The 1,985-nt window shown below is 69.2% G+C and carries 2 protein-coding genes; one reads left to right on the top strand and one right to left on the bottom strand.

All coding sequences use genetic code 11. The features are described 5' to 3' along the window. The first annotated feature begins 168 nt into the window (after positions 1-168). Entirely contained in the window at positions 169-1,134 is a 966-nt protein-coding gene (locus tag D7X96_RS38895) for a PD-(D/E)XK nuclease family protein (RefSeq protein ID WP_120551520.1), read from the top strand. Here the strand turns inward: D7X96_RS38895 and D7X96_RS38890 are convergent. Further along, entirely contained in the window at positions 1,131-1,937 is an 807-nt protein-coding gene (locus D7X96_RS38890; RefSeq protein ID WP_121725670.1) for a tRNA threonylcarbamoyladenosine dehydratase, read from the bottom strand. The two genes, D7X96_RS38895 and D7X96_RS38890, sit on opposite strands and share 4 nt — an antisense overlap. Between the last annotated feature and the right edge of the window lie 48 nt (positions 1,938-1,985).

Below are 1,985 nucleotides of genomic sequence, written 5' to 3'. Positions count from 1 at the left end.
CTGTCGGTGCGCTTGCGTGGGCTCATGTGATTCTTCGCGGGGGGGCGCGGCACCATACCCGTACGGTCGGGCGACCCCGGCGTTTTTACCGACGGCAGGGGGCGGTTGTCCGGCGGGCCGTCCCTCTTCTGGCGAGGCGGGCGATCGTCTATAGGATGCCCCGCGTCCATGGCCCGCCCTCCCATCACCAACGACTTCTCCTGGTCGAAGAGCCGCCACGAGAAGTTCTCCGAGTGCCTCCGGGCCTACTACCTCTACTACTACCGCTCCTGGGGCGGCTGGGAGGCGGAGGCGGCCAGGGACGTGCGCGAGCTCTACGTCCTCAAGAAGCTGCACAACCGCTACACCTGGGCGGGCAGCATCGTGCACGAGGCCCTCAAGGACGTGCTGCTGGACTGGCGCGCCGGCCGTGAGGTGGACCCCGCCAAGGTGGAAGCGCGCACGCACAAGCTGATGCAGGACGACTTCCGGCACTCGCGCTCCAAGGCCTACTGGACGCAGAAGTACCGCAAGCCCTTCACCGGCCTGGCGGAGCACGAGTACGGCGAGGACATCCCCAACGAGTCCTGGAAGCAGAACTTCGAAACGGTGCGCTCCGCGCTCGCGTGGTTCTTCCAGTCGCGCTGGCCCGGCATCGCCAAGGGGCTCAAGCCCGCGCAGTGGCTGGAGGTGGACGCGGGCTTCGACTTCGCCCACTTCGTCCTGGACGGGGTGAAGACCTTCGCCATCCCGGACTTCGCCTACGTGGACACCGAAGGCTCCGTCGTGGTGGTGGACTGGAAGACGGGCCGCTCGCGCGAGGGCTACGACGAACAGGTGCTGGGCTACGCGCTCTACATCGCGCAGCGCTACCGCTACCCGCTGGAGAAGGTGCGCGCGTCGCTCGTGTACCTCAACGAGGGGCTGGAGCACGACGTGACGGTGGATCCGTCCGCCATGGACTCCTTCCGCCAGCACTTCGCCCGGAGCGTGGAGGGGATGCGCTCCCTGCTGAAGGACGCCGCCACCAACACGCCGAAGGAAGTGGAGGCCTTCCCGCAGACGGGCAACCTGGACGCCTGCGCCCGCTGCGTCTTCCGCCGCCCGTGCGGCCGGGAGCCCGCGGTGACGCAGGCCCGGCCCCGAGTCGCTTAACGCGTGGAAGCGAGCCGGCGCACCACCACGCCCGCGGCGTTCATGCCGAAGGCGGAGGTGACGAAGGCCACGCTGCCGTCAATCTGCGTGCGGTGGTCGCAGGTGTGGAACTCGTTGTCCTGCGGGCAGACGCACAGGAAGCCGTCGGTCGCGTCGTCGTAGTTGAGCGGCACCGGCTGGCGGCGCGTCTCGATGGAGTACACGGCCGTGATGCCCGTGTGGCGCTCCGTCTCCACGCCGTACTTGCGCTTGAGCAGCTTGCGGATGTCCTTCGCGAACGGATCCATGTGCGTCTCGCTCAGGTCCTCCACGCGGATGGCCGTGGGGTCCAGGCGTCCCGCCGCGCCCATGGAGCTGACCACCGGCAGGCCCAGGCTCACGCACCGGTGCAGCAGGTGCAGCTTCGCCTTCACGTTGTCGATGGCGTCCACCACGAAGTCGTACCTACCCGCGGGCAGCAGCGTCTCCGCCAGCTCCTCGCGGTAGAACTCGCGCAGGGCCTCCACCTTCGCCTGCGGGTTGATGTCCTGGCAGCGCTGGGCCATCAGCTCCGCCTTGGACTTGCCCACCGACTTCACCGTCGCGTGCAGCTGGCGGTTGGTGTTGGTGACGCACACGTCGTCGTGGTCCACCAGCGTCAGCCGGCCCACGCCGCTGCGCACCAGGCCCTCCGCCGTGAAGCTGCCCACGCCGCCCAGGCCGAACACCACCACGTGCGCGTTGGCCAGCCGCTCCATGGCGTTGTCGCCCAACAGGCGCGCCGTGCGGTCGAAGCGGCGCGACAGCTTGAAGGGCTTCGCCAGCGAGGCCTCCGGCGCGACGGCGTTCGAAGCGGCCGGGGAGGCGGGGGG

Origin of the sequence: Corallococcus interemptor (genome assembly GCF_003668875.1) — a bacterium.
GTDB classification, from domain to species: Bacteria; Myxococcota; Myxococcia; order Myxococcales; family Myxococcaceae; genus Corallococcus; species Corallococcus interemptor.
The sequence above is the reverse complement of the archived record's forward strand: the minus strand, read 5'-3'. Positions and strand labels throughout refer to the sequence as shown.